Raw genomic sequence first — 397 nt, 5'->3', positions numbered from 1 at the left:
AAGGACTTTTCGGATCTGCGGAAGAGGGACAAGCAGACTATTTTTAAGACACTGCTCGAGGCCGATGACGACTATGATACGGACGGAGACACCGACGGAGCATACCTTTTCTTTGATGTTGAAGACGCTAGGATAACATTTTTTGCTCATTCTGAATCAAGCTTTCCGTCAGACATGATTAGATGCCTCGACTATATGGACGTACTCACAAACGATGGTGGTACGGGGCTGGACGAGTTGATCGGATATTTGGAGAGTCTCCTCGATACCGAGCTTATCAATCTGACACCACACGCAATTACCATATTAGACAAGGACGACAATGTCATATTGACAATTCCTTCTTCCGGTATCGCCAGAGCGGAACAGACACGGGAGCGGATCGGAGACATCGGCG

General features: G+C 47.9%; 1 protein-coding gene. It reads left to right on the top strand.

Annotated elements, in window-relative coordinates:
- The coding region (locus NE664_15215) for a hypothetical protein (GenBank protein ID MCQ4727981.1) at nucleotides 1–397 on the top strand (397 nt) is incomplete at both ends.

The sequence above is a fragment of the Anaerotignum faecicola genome, assembly GCA_024460105.1.
Classification (GTDB): domain Bacteria; phylum Bacillota; class Clostridia; order Lachnospirales; family Anaerotignaceae; genus JANFXS01.
Note: the sequence above shows the minus strand (reverse complement) of the source record. Positions and strands in the feature narration are given on the sequence as shown.